General features: G+C 68.9%; 11 protein-coding genes. 6 read left to right on the plus strand and 5 right to left on the minus strand.

The window, feature by feature from the left end; genetic code table 11:
* Positions 1-94 precede the first annotated feature (94 nt).
* Both ABB28_RS02715 and ABB28_RS02720 read left to right on the plus strand, forming a co-directional pair.
* A complete protein-coding gene (locus ABB28_RS02715; protein ID WP_057507143.1) occupies positions 95-355 on the plus strand; it encodes a YcgL domain-containing protein in 261 nt (86 codons plus the stop codon).
* On the plus strand, positions 348-3689 hold the full coding sequence (locus ABB28_RS02720; protein ID WP_057507144.1) for an ankyrin repeat domain-containing protein: 3342 nt from the start codon (positions 348-350) through the stop codon (positions 3687-3689). Before ABB28_RS02715 ends, ABB28_RS02720 begins: the two co-directional genes overlap by 8 nt.
* Positions 3690-3787: 98 nt before the next feature.
* Here ABB28_RS02720 and ABB28_RS02725 read toward each other — a convergent pair whose 3' ends face one another.
* A complete protein-coding gene (locus tag ABB28_RS02725) occupies positions 3788-5581 on the minus strand; it encodes a monovalent cation:proton antiporter-2 (CPA2) family protein (RefSeq protein WP_057507145.1) in 1794 nt (597 codons plus the stop codon).
* Positions 5582-5911: 330 nt separating this feature from the next.
* Here ABB28_RS02725 and mgtE point away from each other — a divergent pair, with 330 nt between their 5' ends.
* A complete protein-coding gene (gene mgtE, locus ABB28_RS02730; RefSeq protein WP_057507146.1) occupies positions 5912-7282 on the plus strand; it encodes a magnesium transporter in 1371 nt (456 codons plus the stop codon).
* Positions 7283-7303: 21 nt separating this feature from the next.
* Entirely contained in the window at positions 7304-10018 is a 2715-nt protein-coding gene (locus tag ABB28_RS02735) for a bifunctional acetate--CoA ligase family protein/GNAT family N-acetyltransferase (protein WP_057507147.1), read from the plus strand.
* 161 nt (positions 10019-10179) lie between these two features.
* On the opposite strand, the gene ABB28_RS02740 is transcribed toward ABB28_RS02735, so the two are convergent.
* The 3 genes from ABB28_RS02740 to ABB28_RS02750 all read right to left on the minus strand — a co-directional run bounded on the left by ABB28_RS02740 (position 10180) and on the right by ABB28_RS02750 (position 13188).
* Positions 10180-10881, minus strand: a complete 702-nt coding sequence (locus ABB28_RS02740) for an alpha/beta fold hydrolase (RefSeq protein WP_057507168.1) — start codon at positions 10879-10881, stop codon at positions 10180-10182.
* Positions 10882-11060: 179 nt separating this feature from the next.
* Entirely contained in the window at positions 11061-11864 is an 804-nt protein-coding gene (gene dkgB / locus ABB28_RS02745) for a 2,5-didehydrogluconate reductase DkgB (protein ID WP_057507148.1), read from the minus strand.
* A gap of 109 nt (positions 11865-11973) precedes the next feature.
* On the minus strand, positions 11974-13188 hold the full coding sequence (locus ABB28_RS02750; RefSeq protein ID WP_057507149.1) for an MFS transporter: 1215 nt from the start codon (positions 13186-13188) through the stop codon (positions 11974-11976).
* A 106-nt stretch (positions 13189-13294) separates the two neighbouring features.
* Between ABB28_RS02750 and ABB28_RS02755 the strand changes: the two genes are divergently transcribed.
* Complete coding sequence (locus ABB28_RS02755) at positions 13295-14197, plus strand: LysR substrate-binding domain-containing protein (RefSeq protein WP_057507150.1); 903 nt, start codon at positions 13295-13297, stop codon at positions 14195-14197.
* A 167-nt stretch (positions 14198-14364) separates the two neighbouring features.
* On the opposite strand, the gene ABB28_RS02760 is transcribed toward ABB28_RS02755, so the two are convergent.
* Positions 14365-16461 (minus strand): methyl-accepting chemotaxis protein, encoded by a 2097-nt coding sequence (locus ABB28_RS02760; protein ID WP_057507151.1) that lies wholly within the window; start codon positions 16459-16461, stop codon positions 14365-14367.
* A gap of 47 nt (positions 16462-16508) precedes the next feature.
* Between ABB28_RS02760 and ABB28_RS17905 the strand changes: the two genes are divergently transcribed.
* Positions 16509-16904, plus strand: a complete 396-nt coding sequence (locus ABB28_RS17905; protein WP_152983366.1) for a hypothetical protein — start codon at positions 16509-16511, stop codon at positions 16902-16904.
* Positions 16905-16946: the final 42 nt, after the last annotated feature.

Genomic DNA, 16946 nt, shown 5'->3' on the forward strand with positions numbered 1-16946 from the left:
GAAACGGTGCGCAGCGGGTCCATGCCTGACCTGACGCCTTCCGCCGGTGACGGGTTTCCGACACAATCATGTCTTGAGGGGTAAACCTGAAAGCATGCAAGCCTACGTCTACAAGAGCCAACGCAAAGACGATACCTACGTCTATCTCGCCGAGCGGGATGGCTTCGGCGTGCTGCCCGGGCCATTGGCCGCATCGCTGGGCCGGCTGACCCTGGTGCTGGAAGTGGAACTGGTCGAAGGCCGTCGCCTGGCACGCGCGGATGTCGCGCTCGTGCGCAGCGAACTGGCCAGCCGCGGGTTCTACCTGCAGGTGCCGCCGAGCATCACCAGCATGATGCCGCGTCACAATGACTGACCCGCATCCCCGACTGGTTCCTGCCGCGCTGGTGCTGGGTGCAGTGCTGGCCGCGGCATCGGCCGTGGGCGGCCTGCCCGGCGTACTGCTGGCCGCGCTTGCGCAGCCGGCCTTCGCGCTGGGCGTGTCCTGGCTGCGCCGCAGCCGGGTACCGCGTGCGCTGCCGCAGGTGATCCGCGAAGAACTGCCCGCGCTGCTGGTGCTGTGGCTGGCCGGGCCGGCGGTGCTTGCCTTGCTGATGGCCTGGCCGTTGGCGGCACTGCGCGAAAGCGGCAGCCTGGCCGCCGCGCTGGGACTGGCGGTATTGCTGGGCGTCGGCCTGCTGGCGGTGTGGCGCACGTGGCCGCTGTGGAGTGACGTGGAACGCCTGGCCGGTGGACTGCAGCGCCATGCCACGGGCCTGGCCGGCCGCGAACTGGGCGCCTGGCGTGGCCTGGCGGTGGCGGCGCTGGTTCTCGCGCTGTGTACGCTGGTGGTGATGCCGGCGTGGCCGGAACTGCTGCCGCCGGCACTGCGCTGGCCTGCGGTGGTGGTCACGGTGCTGCTGTCGCCCCTGCTGCACCTGCTGCTGCAGCGGGTGGTACCGGCGGGTACCGCACCCTCCGCACCGTCCCACGGCATGCAGGAGCTGCGCAGTGCCTGGCAGGCACACGAGCAGCCGGACGCCGATACCGCACCGGTCGCATTGGAAGCCATGCCCGCCGACGCGCTGTCGCCGGCGCTTTATGAAGCGGCACGCCATGGCCGCATCGACCGCGCGCTGCAGCTGCTGCAGGCCGGTGCTGATCCGCATGCCGCGCCGGACCCGCAGTGGCGCGACCAGCGCAACCTGCCGGTACTGGCCGCGGTGCTGCCGGACCTGCGCCTGCTGCGCGAACTGATTGCCCGCGGCGTCGATGTGAACGCACCGCACAAGGGCATGACGCCGCTGCTGGCGGCCACGCGTGACAGCTGGCATGGGCGCCCGGAAGCGGTGATGACCCTGCTGGCCAACGGCGCGGATTCGCGCGCCACCGATGCCGACGGCAACACGCCGCTGCACCACGCCGCGCGCAGTTCCGATCCCGGCGTCGCCGCGCTGCTGCGCGATGCGGCCGCCGAAATCGACGCGCTCAACAACGAGGGCTGGTCGCCACTGGCGGTCGCCTGCCAGGTCGGCAACTGGCGCCTGGCGCGCTTCCTGCTGGAACGTGGCGCCCGTACCGAAACGACGGAAGGCATTCCGGTGCTGCTGGCCGCGGCGGCCACCGAAGACGATGATCCGGCTGGCGTGCAGCTGCTGCTCAAGCACAAGGCGCGCGCCGATGCGCGCGATCGCCAGCGCCGCAGCGCGCTGCACGAAGCCGCACTGGCCGGGCATACCGCGATCCTGGATGCGCTGCTCGCTGCCGGGGCCAACCTGGAAGCCCGCGATGCGCTGGGCCGCACGCCGTTGCTGGAAGCGGCCGCCGGTGGGCGCGCAGCGGTGATTGAACACCTGCTGCGGCACAAGCCCGACCTTGCCGCCGTCGATGCCGATGGTCGCAATGCCCTGCTGCTGGCCGCCATGGCCACCGACGTACCGCCGTTGATGGTGAAACGTCTGCTGGAGCTGGGGCTGGTCGCCGACCTCGACGACCCGCTGGCACGGCGCGCGGTGGACAGCGCGGCCGAAGCGGGCCGTTGGGCGATCGTGGCGATGCTCGATGCGTCCTACGCGCTTCCGGCCGCGGTCAGTGATGGCTTGTTGGCGTCCAGCGAAGACGGCGAAGTGGCCACGTCGTTGTTGCCGGACCGGCCGCCGCTCGAGCTGCTGCGCGAATCACTGCGCTTCGGCAACCTGGACGGCATGGAATCGATGGCGCGGCTGTGCCGTGCCGAAGAACTGGGCAGCCTGCTGCACGAACCCGAACTGGCGCTGGATCCGCGCGCGGTTGCCTGGCTGCTGAAGCAGGGCGCCTCGCACGAGGTACTCGATGCCTGCACGGATACGCCGATGTTCGCGCTGCTGGCGCGTGGCGTGGATGCGGTGCCGGCGCTGCAGGTGATGCTGGAGCAGGGCGTATCACCTGCCGGCGGTGGCGGGCTGGCACGCTTCCTGGCAGCCTGCGCGCAGCACGACCAGGCCAGTCGCGGGCTGGAACAGCTGGCGCTGGAGCTGCTGGAGCGTGGCGCCGATCCGTTCGCTGCATCGCCGGCCGGCGACCCGCCGCTGGCGCTGGCCGTGCGCCTGGGATGGCTGCGCCTGCAGCAGTCGCTGTTGGGCCTGGGCGTGGATCGCGAAGCACGCGACAGCCACGGCATGACCGCGCTGCACCTGGCCACCGCGCTGGGACGCGAAGCGGCGCTCAAGCTGCTGGTGCGCCATGGCGCGTCGCCGGAAGCACGCGCCGCCGATGGCCAGACGCCGCTGGGTGTCGCGCTGTCCAGTGGCCGTCGCGATCTGGCGGACTGGCTGGACTGGCGCGTCTGGTCGCTGCCGCGGCGCACGCTGCGCGAATCCGACCTGGCCGCTGCGGCCACCGCCGGGGACGTGGATGCGGTACGCCGGCTGATCGACCTCGGCTTCGCCGTGGACAGCGTCGACGCGCAGGGCTGCACGGCACTGCTGCGCGCCGCCGGTGGCGGCCATCTGCCGGTGGTGGACCTGCTGCTGGCACGCAGTGCCGATCCGCAACATGCGTCGGCCAGCGGCGCCACGCCGCTGTCGGCAGCGGTCAGCATGCGCCAGATGGACATCGTGTCGGCGCTGCTGGATGCCGGCGCGCAACTCGAACACCGCCTGCCCGGCGGCGTCACGGTGCTGATGCTCGCCTCTGCGCTGGGCCTGCCGGATATCGTGGCGCGGCTGTTGACCGCCAGCGCCGACGTGCATGCCAGCGATGCGCAGCAGTTGGCGGCGCTGCATTGCGCTGCGTTGTACGGATTCTCCGCCCGCGACCGCTCGCGCCTGCTGGCCCTGCTGGACACGTTGCTGCTGGCCGGCGCGGAGCCGGACAAGGCGGCTGCCGGCGAAGTAACCCCGCTGCTGCTGCTGCTGGGCGCGCGTGCCGAGCCGGGAACCGCCTGCGACGAACAGGTGGTGCTGGCCGGCGTGGAACGCCTGCTGGATGAAGATGTTTCGCTGGAAGTGCGCGATCCGCGCGGCTTCGGCCCGCTGCACCTGGCGGCGCTGCATGGATTGCCGCTGCTGGTGCAGCGCCTGCTGCGCGCCGGCGCCGATCCGGAGGCGCGCGACACGCTCAACCGCAGCCCGCGCGAGATCGCGGTGATGCGCGGCTTCATCGACGTGGCCGCCGAATTCCAGCCGCGCGTGCCCGGCGTGTCCTCGATGGCACGGTTCCTGCGCGAATGAAGCGCCGGTAGTGACGACCGCTGGTCGTCACGCCTCTGTGCTGGTGGGTGACGACCGTTGGTCGTCACGCCTCTGGTTTCCGCTGCGCTCGCCGAGCGCTACCGGTCCTGCGGCGCGTCCTTCCCGCTTCCCGCATCGGCTTCGAACAGATGCATCAGGTCATTGCGTGCATCGCGCGAGGTCTGGATCACCGCTGCCTCGTCGTCGTACACCAGGTACTGGTCACGCAGCAGCTTCTCATCATGTTCGCGGAAACGCTGCACATGCCGGCGCGCCGTTTCTTCGGACACCCCCAGCAGCTTCAGCACCTGTTCGCTGAGTTCCAGGCTGGTGCCGAACACCTCGCGGAACGGTTCGGCGCCCATGTCCATCAGCCGCCACGCATGCTGGCGGTTGCGTGCCCGCGCCAGCACCCGCGCGTCCGGATACAAGCGCCGGATCATCCGCGTCGCGCGCAGGTTGGTTTCCGGATCATCCATGGTCACCACGAACACCGCGATCTCCGCCCCGCCCGCCGCGCGCAGCATCTCCGGCCGGGTCGGATCGCCGTAGTACAGCTGGTTGCCGAACCGGCGCAGGTCGGCAACGGTATCCGGATTGACCTCCAGCGCGACGAACGGCACTTTCTGCGCGGTCAGCAGTCGCGCCACCACCTGGCCAAAGCGTCCCATCCCGGCGATCAGCACCTTCGGTCGCTGGTCCGGGTTCACTTCATCGGCCGGCGGTGGCGCTGGCCTGGCCTCGGTTTCGCGGCCGATCAGGCGCAGCAGGGCGATCAGCAGCAGCGGGGTCAGGCCCATCGACAGGCCGACGATGGCCACCAGCCGGTCATGGTTGGCGCTGCCCAGCAGCAACGCGCGCTGGGCTTCGTTGAACACCACGAAGGCGAACTCGCCACCCAGCCACAGCACGCTGCCCAGCATCAGCGCCTGGCGCGCGCCCAGCCGGGCAAGCCGTCCAATCACATACAGCAGCCCGAACTTCACCAGCAGCAGCACGCCGACGCCTGCGGCGATCATGCCCGGTTCGGCGACGATGCGGTCCAGGTCGATCCCCATGCCCACCGCAATGAAGAACAGGCCCAGGAACAGCCCCTTGAACGGTTCGATCTGCGCTTCCAGCTCGTGCCGGAACTCGGAATCGGACAACAGCACGCCGGCCAGGAACGCGCCCAGGCTCGGGCTCAGGCCGGCTTCCTGCAGGAACCAGGCGGTGCCCAGCACCACCAGCAAGGCGGTGGCGGTGAACATTTCCGGGCTGCGCGTGCGCGCGACCATGCCGAACACGCGGCGCAGCAGCGGCCGGCCACACAGGATCACCACCGCCAGCGCGCCGATGGCCACCGCCACGTCCTGCCAGTGCAGGGTCTGGTTGCGCGCACCGCCCAGCAGCGGAATGGCGGCCAGCAGCGGGATGGCGATCAGGTCCTGGAACAGCAGGATGGCAAACGCCAACCGGCCATGATCGCTGTTGAGCGCCTTGTGTTCGGACAACAGCTGCAGGCCCACCGCGGTGGAGGACAGCGCCAGCGCCACGCCGACCACCAGCGCACTCTTCCAGTGGAAATGGTCCAGCATCAGCAGGCCGCCCAGCACCAGCGCGCAGGTCGCAACCTGCAGCGCGCCGGCACCGAATACCGAACGCCGCATCACCTTCAAGCGCGACGGCGACAGCTCCAGCCCGATCACGAACAGCAGCATCACCACGCCGATCTCGGCCGCGCCCAGAATGCGGTCGGTATCCTGCACGAAGCCCAGTCCGTCCGGACCCAGCACCACGCCCGCGGCGAGATAGCCGAGCACTGCGCCGAAGCCCAGGCGGCGGAACACCGGCACCGCGATGACTGCCGCAAGCAGCAGGACCAGGGCAAGTTCGAGCACGCCGCTATGCATGGGAAGTCGAGGTCATGGCCGCAGGGGGGAGGGCACGCCGGGTGGCAGCCGGCCCTTGCGCGACATTATGCGCCGCCCGCTGCCGCGCGCACGGCGGTGCAGCTGAGCCGCGCCAAACCGGCGGCCGCTGCGGGGTTGACCCATCGTGCCCACGGGTCCATCCTGCCCCCCGCCAGCGTTCTGCCCGCTGGCTACACCCCTCCGGAGTCCAACCCCCATGTCCAGCGACAGTAGAAGTCGACCTCGTTCGACGCCAGCGACGGCCACCGCCTGACAGGGACGGTTCGCCTGCGTTGGCGTTGCACCTGCAACGACGAAAGGCGAACCACGATGAACCAGAAGCAGATGCTGCGTCCTGCCAACGACGCTGCCACCACGGCCGCCCCCCTGGCCAACTTCAACACCGCCGATGCGGTGGAATATCTCAACACCCTGCCGCTCGCCGGCGCGGTCGAGCTGCTCGCCGCGCTGCCGCTGCCGCGCGCGGTGAAGCTGCTGGAGGCCCCCGAACTGCATCGCGCAGGCGAGCTGGTGGCCGCGCTGCCGCCGGCGCGTGCTGCCGCGCTGCTGGGATTGATGGCCGACGACCGTGCCACCGATATCGTGCACGAGCTGGACCAGGACGAGCGCGCGCGGCTGGTGCCGCTGATCGGCGCCGAGGCGCGCCAGGTCATCCAGACCCTGCTCAGCTACCCGCCGGATACCGCCGGCGCACTGATGACCACCGAGTTCGTCAGCGTGCCGGCCAACTGGACGGTGGGCCAGACCCTGCAGCACATCCGCGAAGTGGAGCGCACGCGCGAGACCGTCTATGCCATCTACGTGCTCGACCCGGCCAGCCGCCAGCTGCGCCAGGTGGTGACGATGCGCCGGCTGATCACCGGCCTGCCCGATGAATCGATCCTGGACGTGGCGCAGGTCAACGCGCCGGTGACGGTGGACGTGGCGATGGACCAGGAGGAAGTGGCGCAGCTGATCCGCCGCCACGACCTGCTGGCGATCCCGGTGGTGGATGCCGGCATGCAGATGCTGGGCATCGTCACCGTGGATGACATCCTGGATGCGTTGATCGAGGAATCCACCGAGGACGCGCACAAGTTCGGCGGCATGGAGGCGCTGGAAAAGCCGTACATGCAGATCGGCTTCGTGGAAATGCTGCGCAAGCGCGGCGGCTGGCTGAGCGTGCTGTTCCTCGGCGAAATGATGACCGCCAGCGCAATGCAGCACTACGAAGACGAACTGGCCCGCGCGGTGGTGCTGACCCTGTTCATTCCGCTGATCATGAGCTCCGGTGGCAACTCCGGTTCGCAGGCCACTTCGCTGCTGATCCGCAGCCTGGCGCTCCGCGAACTGCGGCTGCGGGACTGGTGGAAGGTGGCGCTGCGCGAGGTGCCGACCGGCATCGTGCTCGGCACGATCCTGGGCAGCCTGGCGATGCTCCGCATCGTGGTCTGGCAGCTGGGCGGCCTGCATGACTATGGCGAGCACTGGCTGCTGCTGGCGCTCACCGTGGCCGCCGCGCTGGTCGGCATCGTCACCTTCGGTTCGCTGTCCGGATCGATGCTGCCGTTCGCGCTCAAGCGCCTCGGCTTCGACCCGGCCAGCGCTTCGGCGCCGTTCGTGGCCACCCTGGTCGATGTCACCGGCCTGGTGATCTACTTCAGCATCGCCGCCACTATTCTCCACGGTACGCTGCTATGACTTTTTTGCTCTACTAGCGGCATGAGCACATACCACCTGCAGTCCGTGTTCCGTCCGCAGTCGGTCGCCGTGATCGGGGGCAGTCCGCGCGATCGTTCGGCCGGCCGGGCGGTGATGCGCAACCTGCGCGGGGCGGGATTCGCCGGCAAGGTCGCCTGGGTCAACCCGCGCCATGCGGAGATCGACGGCATCCGCACCACCAGGCGATTGAAGGACCTGGATTGGGTACCGGAGCTGGTGGTGGTGACCGCGCCGGCCAGCATCGTGCCGCAGGTGATCGCCGATGCCGCCGCGCTGGGCGTGGCCGCGGCGATCATCCTCACCGCGCACCTGGGCGAAGGGCCCGGTTCGCTCGCCGCACAGGTGGAAGCCAGCGCCCGCGCCAAAGGCCTGCGCATCCTCGGGCCGCATTGCCTGGGGGTCATCGCACCGCATGCGCGCTTGAATGCCAGCATCGCCGCGCATGTTCCGCAGGCCGGTGACCTGGCGCTGATTTCCGAGTCCAGCGCGATCGCCGCCGCGCTGGTGGAGTGGGGCGTGGCGCGCTCGGTGGGCTTCTCGGCGGTGGTGTCGCTGGGCGATACGATGGACGTGGACTTCGGCGACCTGCTGGACTACTTCGCCACCGACTACCGCACCCGCGCCATCCTGCTGTACGTGGAACAGATCAAGGACGCGCGCAAGTTCATGTCGGCCGCGCGTGCCGCCGCGCGCTCCAAGCCGGTGATGGTGGTCAAGTCCGGCCGTGCCGAACGCATCATGCCGGGCAACGATACCCACGTGCAGGCGCTGGCGCGCGCCGATGATGTCTATGGCGCGGCCTTCAACCGCGCCGGCCTGCTGCGGGTGAGCGCGCTGGACGAACTGTTCACCGCCGCCGAGACGCTGGGGCGGCTGGGCTCGTTCCCCGGACGCAGGCTGGCCATCCTCAGCAACGGCGGTGGCGTCGGGCGGCTGGCGGTGGACCAGCTGGCGGCGCTGCGCGGTACCCTCGCCACGCTGTCGGACAGCACCGTGCAGCAGCTCGATGCGGTGCTGCCGCAGGGCTGGTCACGCTCCAATCCGGTGGACATCGTGGTCGACGCCGATGGAGACCGCTATGCCGCCGCCATCGAAGCGCTGCTGGCCGACAATGAGAACGATGCGCTGCTGGTGGTCAACGTGCCGACCGCCTTCACCTCCTCCGCCGATGCCGCGCAGGCGCTCACCCGCACCCTGGGCCTGCGGCCGCGCCACCAGCGCGACAAACCGGTGTTCGCGGTGTGGCTGGGCAACGATGAGCGCGCCACCGCGACCCTGAACGCTGCGCGCGTGCCGACCTATCCCACCGAAGCAGAAGCCGTGCGCGGCTTCCAGCACCTGGTGCGCTACCGCGACGCGCAGAGCGCGCTGATGGAGACGCCGCCCAGCCTGCCGCAGGATTTCGTGGTCGATGCGGTGGCCGCGCGCGCGATCGTCGACGCGGCGCTGGCTGCTGGACAGCGCTGGCTGGATCCTCTGGCCACGCATGCGTTGCTGAAGGCATACGGCATTCCTTCGGCGCCGGTGCTGCATGCGCGCGATGCGCATGAGGCGATGGACCTGGCCCAACCACTGCTGGAACAGGGCGCCAGCGTGGCGTTGAAGATCCTGTCGCCGGACATCCCGCACAAATCCGACGTGGACGGCGTGCGCCTCAACCTGTCCACGCTGGCAGCGGTGCAGGCGGCGGCGACCAGCATCCTGGCGCGTGCGCGCGAACTGCGCCCCGATGCGCGCATCGACGGCCTGCTGGTGCAGCCGACCATCGTGCGCCCGAAGTCGCGCGAGCTGATCGCCGGCATCGCCGACGATGCGACGTTCGGCCCGGTGATCGTGTTCGGTCGTGGTGGCACGGCGGTGGAAGTGATCAATGACAAGGCACTGGCGTTGCCACCGCTCGACCTGCGGCTGGCACATGAACTGATCGGCCGGACCCGGGTCTCGCGCATCCTCAAGCCGTACAGCGATTTCCCGGCCGCCGACGAGCGTGCCGTCGCCCTGGTGCTGGTCAAGCTGGCGCAGCTGGCAGCGGATATCCCGGAAGTGCGCACGCTGGACATCAATCCGCTGCTGGCCGATCGCGAAGGCATCCTGGCCCTGGACGCGCGGGTCGCGATCGCGCCTTCGCGCATCCTGCACAAAGGCCGCGGCCACCCGCGGTTCGCGGTGTTCCCGTATCCCAAGGAATGGGAGCGCACGCTGCAGCTGTCCGATGGCAGCCACGCCTTCGTGCGGCCGGTGCGACCGGAAGACGATGCGCTGTTCCGCGCGTTCTTCGCGCGCGTCAGCGATGAAGACCTGCGCCTGCGCTTCTTCCAGTCGGTCAAGCATTTCAGCCACGAGTTCATCGCCCGGCTGACCCAGCTGGACTACGCGCGCTCCATCGCGCTGGTGGCGATCGATCCGCGCAGCGGTGACATGCTGGGTGCCGTGCGCCTGCATGCCGACGCCGATTACCATCGTGGCGAGTACGGCATCCTGATCCGCTCGGACCTGAAGGGCCACGGCATCGGCTGGCGCCTGATGACGATCATGATCGAGTACGCGAAATGGCTGGGCCTGGACCTGGTGGAAGGCCAGGTGCTGCGCGAGAACAGCACGATGATCGCGATGTGCCAGAGCCTGGGCTTCAGGACCCGGCTGGATCCGGATGATTCGACGGTGATGATGGTGAGCCTGCCGGTGCAGCAGGTGGCCGCGCAGCTGCTGGAATGATCCCGCTTCCGGCAGTGACGGCCGCGGGCCGTCAGGCTCCTGCTTTGCCGCTGCGCTCGCCGAGCATGGCTCGGCGCTACCGATCCCGCTTCCGGTTGTGACGGCCGCTGGCCGTCACGCTTCTGGCTGCTGCTGCGCGCGGCGCATGCTTTCCCGCGACCTCAATCCCGCAGCAACCATTCGCGCATGGCCGCACTGACCTCGCCCGGCTTCTCCATCGGGGCCAGGTGCCCGCACCCGGACACCACCACCAGCGTGGCCTGCGGTGCCAGTGCCTGCATCTCCCGGCTGATCGGCAACGGGGTGATGCGATCATTCTCACCGCACACGATCAGCAGCGGGTCACGGTAGGACGCCAGCAGCGCATGGCCGTCTTCGCGGTCCAGCCCGCTCTGCCGCAGGAACACCTCTGCGCCAAGTCGCGCGGTCATGTCGCGGACGCGTTGCACCAGCACCTGGTCATCCAGCCGCGAAGCGTCGATGTAGCTGCGCATCAGCGTGTCGCCGAACCCATGGAACCGGCCGGGCAGGCGGACACTGGCGATCTGTGCCGCACGCTGTGCAGCACGCTGCGGCGAATCGGCATGGATCGAGGTGTCGATCAGGGCCAGCCGCAGCACCCGCTGCGGCGCACTGCGCAGGATCTGCTGGGCCACGAACCCGCCCAGGGAGAAACCGGCAAGGGCAAAGCGGGGCGGTGCCTGTGCGAGCACGGCGTCGGCCACCGCCTGCATCGTGTCGCCGCGGGTGAGGTCACCGACGGTCGCCTCGGCGATGTCGGCCAGGTCGGCCAGCTGGTCACGCCACAGTTCGGCGTCGTTGAGCAGGCCGGGAAGCAGCAGCAGGGGAATGCGTTCTGTCATCGCGCCATTGTAGAAGACCAACCGGTCAGCGCCGGGGCATGCTCGGCGAGCGCAACGGCAAGCAGGGGTGTGACGACCAACGTTCGTCACCCACCACGGCAGGGGTGTGACGACCAACGGTCGTCACCCACCACGGCAGGAGCGTGACGACCAACGGTCGTCACCCCCCAGGGGAGAGGTCAGTCCCAGGCCGGGGCGATGCCGTCCGGATTGGCCAGCCGATGGCCGCGGTCCAGTACGGCGATCTGGGCGAGGTCTTCGTCGGTCAGGCGCAGGCTGGCAGCTTCCAGGTTGCTGGCCAGGTTTTCGCGCCGGGTCGAAGACGGAATGACCGCGAAGCCCTGCTGCAGCGCCCAGGCCAGCGCGACCTGCGCCGGGGTGGCCTGGTGGCGGCCGGCGATCGCCTGGATCACGGGATCCTTGATCACCTCGCCGTAGGCCAGGCTCATGTACGCGGTGACGTGGATGCCCTGTTCCTGCAGGAACGGCACCAGCAGGCGGTTCTGCAGGTACGGATGGATCTCTACCTGGTTGGTGGCGATCTCGCTTGCCCCCAGGATGCTGATCGCGCGGCGGGTCTGGGCGATGGTGAAGTTGGAGATGCCGATCCCGCGCGTCAGGCCCTGTGCCTTGGCTTCGGCCAGCGCCGGCAGGTATTCCTCCATCGGCACCGCGTCATCCGGCGACGGCCAGTGGATCAGGGTCAGGTCGACGCGGTCGGTTCGCAGCTTCTCCAGGCTGCCGTGCAGGCTGGCCAGCAGCGCGTCACGCTTGAATTCGCTGATCCAGATCTTGGTGGTCAGGTAGATGTCATCGCGTGGCACGCCGGATTCGGCGATCGCCTGGCCGACTTCGGCTTCATTGCCGTAGATCTGTGCGGTATCGATGGCGCGGTAGCCGACGTCGAGCGCATTGCGCACCGAATCGATCACCGCCTGGTCTTTCAGGCGGAACGTGCCGAGGCCAAAAGCAGGAACGGTCATGGGGATACTCCAGCGGGGGACAGGAAGAGGGTAGGGCAGCTGCCGTGTGCATGCGGGCAACGCTGCGTTGTGGTGCCCGGCCGCAGCGGGCCACCCGGCAGCGGGCCGTTCAATGCGCCGCCACGGTGATGCCGTCGGCGCGGTCGTCGATGCCATCGCGGCGGTCCAGCCGGCCGCTGAGCGCGGTCAGCGCGTAGGCGCCCACCACCACCAGCGCGCCCAGCCACGGGGTGTGCATCAGGCCGATGTGTTCCACCACCAGCCCACCCAGCGAGGCGCCGAGGGCGATGCCGATATTGAACGCGGCGATGTTCAGCCCCGATGCCACATCCGTTGCCTGCGGCGCATAGCGCTGCGCCTGCTTGACCACGTAGACCTGCAGGCCGGGCACGTTGCCGAATGCCACCGCGCCCAGCGCCAGCACGGTCAGCAGCACCAGCCAGGTGTTGTACGCGGTGAAGGTCAATACCAGCAGCACCAGCGCGAGCAGCGCGAAGATGCGCTTGAGGGCCGGAATCGGGCCGAGCCGGTCGGCCAGGCGGCCGCCCCACACGTTGCCGAACGCCACCGAGATGCCGTACACCAGCAGCACGCCACTGATCGCATTGGCGGAAAAACCGGTGACCTCCTGCAGGATCGGCGCCAGGTAGGTGAAGGACAGGAACGTACCGCCGTAGCCGAGCGCGGTCATCGCATACACCATCAGCAGGCGCGGCTGCGCCAGTACGCCCAGCTGCTGGCGGAAGGTCGCCGGCGCGCTCTGCGCCAGGTTGCGCGGCACGAAGGCCAGGCTGCCCAGCAGCGCCACCACGCCCAGCCCGGACACCGCCAGGAAGGTCGCGCGCCAGCCCAGGTGCTGGCCGATGAAGGTGCCCAGCGGGACGCCGGTGACGAGGGAGACGGTCAGGCCGGTGAACATGATGGCGATCGCGCTGGCGGCTTTTTCCTTCGGCACCACCGACGTGGCGATGATCGAGCCGATGGAGAAGAACACGCCATGGGCGAGGCCGGTCAGGATGCGCGCGACGATCAGCGAGTTGTAGCCCGGCGCCAGGTAGGCGACCAGGTTGCCTACGGTGAACACCAGCATCAGCGCCACCAGCAGGGTCTTGCGCGGCACGCGGCCGGTCAGCGCGGTCAGCACCGGCGCGCCGATCGCCACGCCGAGCGCGTAAAGGGACACCAGCAGGCCGGCCGAGGGCAGGCTGACCTGCAGGTCGGCGGCGATGGTGGGAAGCAGCCCGACGATCACGAACTCGGTGGTGCCGATGGCAAAGGCACCGAGGGTGAGCGCCAGCAGGGCGAGGGGAATGCCACGGGTCATGACAGGGTCCGGCAGGAAAGGAAGGAGCGCAGTCTGCGCCGCTGACCTTTGCCGAAAAACACGTCTTGACGCCAATCACTCTTGCCTGATGGTCAATAATGCGGCGATGAAGATCACCCTGGATGAAATGCAGGCCCTGTTGGCGGTCATCGACAGCGGCACCATCAGCGCGGCGGCCGAGCAGTTGGGCCAGACCCCGTCCGGGGTCAGCCGCGCGCTGGGCCGGCTGGAAGAAAAGCTGGGCACCACCCTGCTGACCCGCACCACGCGCCGCCTGCACCTGACCGCCGAAGGCGAGGCCTTCGTGCGCCAGGCGCGGCAGATCGTCGAGGCAGTGGAGACCGCGGAGGAACAGATGGCGCTGCGTCGCCAGCGTCCGGCGGGTCGCCTGCGCGTGGATGCGGCGATGCCGTTCGTGCTGCATGTGATCGCCCCGCTGGTGACCCGCTATCGCCAGCAGTTTCCGGAGGTGGCGCTGGAAGTGAACAGCTCCGAGCGCTACATCGACCTGCTGGAGCGGCGCACCGACCTGGCCATCCGCATCGGCCCCCTGGCCGATTCCACCCTGCACGCCCGCCTGCTCGGCCGCTGCCGCCTGCAACTGGTGGCCAGCCCGGCCTACCTGCGCCAGCACGGCACGCCGGAAAACGTGGCCGCCTTGTCGGCGCATACGCTGCTGGGCTTCAACGAACCCGAATCGCTGAACCGCTGGCCGCTGCCCGGCGACGACGAGGGCCAGTTGCGCGTACGCCCGGACATCGCCGCTTCCAGTGGTGAGACCCTGCGCCGGCTGGCGGTGGAAGGCGCCGGCATCACCTGCCTGTCTGATTTCCTGACCCACGCCGACCGCGCCAGCGGCGCGCTGGTGCCGGTGCTGATCGCGCAGACGCTGGATGTCTACCAACCCATCCACGCGGTGTACTACCGCAACACGGCGGTGTCGGCGCGCGTGCGGTCGTTCGTGGATGTGCTGGCAGATGGCATGCAGCGCGAGCCGTTCGTGGTGTAGCCCGAAGCGTGACGACCAACGGTCGTCACCCACCGGGAGCGCATCGGCTGACGGCCAGCGGCCGTCACTACCGGGAGCGCAAGGGCTGACGGCCAGCGGCCGTCACTACCGGGAGCGTAATGGCTGACGGCCAGCGGCCGTCACTACCGGGCCAACGGTGCCATGCGTCAGGCCAGGGTGAACACGCCCACCGATTCGACCAGGCGCGCAGCCTGCTGTTCCATGCTGCGCGCGGCAGCGGAGGCTTCTTCCACCAGCGCGGCATTCTGCTGGGTGGCCCCGTCCATCTGCACCACGGTCTGGTTGACCTGCTCGATGCCGGCGCTCTGTTCCTGCGAAGCGGCGGAGATGTCGGCCATGATGTCGGTCACGCGCTGCACCGAGGCAACGATCTCGCCCATCGTGTTGCCCGCCTGGCGCACCAGCGCGGAGCCATCGGCAACCTTTTCCACCGATTCATCGATCAGCCCCTTGATCTCCTTTGCAGCGGCCGCCGAACGCTGTGCGAGCGTGCGTACTTCACTGGCCACCACGGCGAAGCCGCGGCCCTGGTCGCCCGCCCGCGCGGCTTCCACGGCCGCGTTCAAGGCCAGGATGTTGGTCTGGAAGGCGATCCCGTCGATCACCGAAATGATCTCGGCAATCCGCCGCGAAGACGTTTCGATACCGCCCATCGTTTCCACGACCTGGCCGACCACGTCGCCACCCTGCGAGGCCACGCCCGCCGCGCTGCGGGCCAGCTCGTTGGCGGTGCGCGCATGTTCTGCGTTCTGGCGCACGGTGGAGGTGAGCTCCTCCATCGAGGCGGCGGTTTCTTCCAGGTTGGCGGCCTGCTGTTCGGTGCGCTGGGACAGGTCGCTGTTGCCGCTTGCGATCTCCATCGCGGCTTCGCGGACGCCACCAGCCACCTGCTGGATGTCGGCGACGATCGTCGCCAGCTGCGCCGCCGTGGTGTTGGCGTCGCCGGCAATGCGGGCGAACACGCCCTTGAAATCACCGTCCATGCGCGCGCGCAGGTCGCCGTCGGCGATTGAACGCAGCACAGCGGATACCTGGCCAAGGTTGCCTTCGGTGACCTGCATCAGCTGGTTCAGCCCAAGCACCATTTCACGGAAATCGTACTGATACCGCGCGACATCGCCACGCTGGCTGAAGTCGCCTTCGGCAGCGGCCGCAGCCAGCTGGCGGATCTCGGCATTGATCGCGCCCAGGTTGGATTTCACCGTATCCAGTGCCTCGGTGATGACGCGCTTTTCGCCCGGCAGCCGCTCCATGTCCTCGGACAGGTCACCCACCGCGTAGCGGGCCATCAACGACACGGCGCGCATCTTCACCTGGATATGTGCGGCGACCAGTGCATTGCAGTCGGCCACCATGCGTCCGTAGGCGCCGGGGAAGGCTTCGGCGTCCATGCGGTGGCTGATCTGCCCGGCTTCGTGCGTGCGCGCCATCTCCGCCTGTGCACCCAGCACGCCGCGCAACGTCTCCTGCACCGCCCGCATGGCACGCGCAAGCCGGGCGACTTCATCGTTGCCAATGACCTGTACCTGGTGGTCCAGGTCACCCGCGGCGACCGCGCGTGCGGCCGCTTCCACCGCGACCACCGGACGCACCACGGCGCGGCGCAACCACCACGACAACGCCAGCAGCAGACCGATGGCGGCCACCACGGTCACCGCCGCGCTGGTGACCAGTAGTTCGCGGGCATGCTGGGAACGCGCGGCGATCGCAGCTTCGGCCACCTGGCCGGTATGTGTGGCCAGCGCATCCAGCGCCTGCGCCAGCGGACGGTCGCGTCCGCGCACCGGGGCATCGCCTGCAGCCGGGTCGTAGCCCGCGGCGATGAAGGTGGCCAGGGCGGCCTGGTAATCGCGTTCCAGGGCCTGCTGGTCGACCAGGAAGGCGGCCACCAGCTCGCGCGTCTTCGGATCCTCGGCCTGCGCCACGACGGCCGCCAGCTCGCGTACCCGACGGCCTTCGTCGGCCAGCGCGGCGGCATGTTTCTCCCGCAGCGCATCGTCGGATCCCCGCAACAGCACGTTCTTCCACTCCTGCACCTGCAGGCGGAACTCGCGCTGGAGTTTCTCTGCGTCACGGCTGACCGCATAGGAATCGGGCATTGCCGCGCCCAGGTCAAACCATGCCGAGGCCAGCCCGGCCAGGGCGCTGACGACCAGCAGCAGCACGCCCAGCGCGCTGGCGCCGATCAGCTTGAACTGGATGCCGCGAGTGGAAGAAGGAGGAGACGGAGAAACGTTCCGCATGAGCGCTGGTCCGGGAAGGGGAATTCCGTTATCGGATGGCTGCTTGGATGCTGAAGTGCGAATTGCGTCACGATTCCTGTTCCATTCAACGACGTGATAACCATGTGATTTCCGGTAATGGTCACCGTTGGAACAATCGACCGGTATCCGGGCTGCGCAAGGGGCCGGGGATGCACGCAACTCGAAAGTCCGCGGGTGATCAGGCGATGGATCATCAAGCCATGCCGTTCACGCCTTCGATCCCGCATGTTCCCTGCGCCACCACCGGTGCGATCAACCGGCACGACCTGCCTGCCGCCGGCACGTCCGATGCTTCGCTGGCGTTTGCACGGCATGACGGCATCGAGGCAGATCAGCCGCCGACGCCGATGGAGATCAGCTTGCGGCTCAACGGCAACAGCCTGCTGCGGACCGGGGTGGCCGCGCCGGGCCTGCCGGAGTAGGGACCCGCACGCCATGTCCCCTGTCGCGCCCTCTCACGGTCA

The sequence above is a fragment of the Stenotrophomonas chelatiphaga genome (genome assembly GCF_001431535.1).
Classification (GTDB): Bacteria; Pseudomonadota; Gammaproteobacteria; order Xanthomonadales; family Xanthomonadaceae; genus Stenotrophomonas; species Stenotrophomonas chelatiphaga.